The following is a 289-nucleotide window of genomic DNA, read 5'->3' as shown; positions in this document are numbered from 1 at the left end:
GAGCAGATCCCGATGATCTCCGGCTTGGCACGATTGTATATGTTGAGGATAGCCTGCTCGACATTTTCATAACCGCCGAGCACGGTCGCCACTTCGCTCATCGCAGTCGTCTGCAGCGGCACCGCCTCCTTGAAATGCCGCACGAACAGCGTGAGTCCGAGGGATGTGCACCCTTGCGAGCCGTGCAGAAGCGGCATCGCCCCACGCAGGCCCATGAAGGCGAATGCGCCGCCGATCGGCTGACTCATCTTCAGCGGGTTGACCGCGCAGGCCTTCTTCGGCGTGGTGA

The 289-nt window shown here is 61.6% G+C and carries 1 protein-coding gene; it reads right to left on the bottom strand.

From position 1 onward, the window contains the following. Positions 1-289 (bottom strand): nitrogenase component 1 (locus KJQ96_RS39055; protein ID WP_305831075.1); only part of this gene is annotated, 289 nt, incomplete at both ends.

Origin of the sequence: Bradyrhizobium sp. sGM-13, assembly GCF_018398875.1 — a bacterium.
Taxonomy (GTDB): Bacteria; Pseudomonadota; Alphaproteobacteria; order Rhizobiales; family Xanthobacteraceae; genus Bradyrhizobium.
The sequence above is the reverse complement of the archived record's forward strand: the minus strand, read 5'-3'. Positions and strand labels throughout refer to the sequence as shown.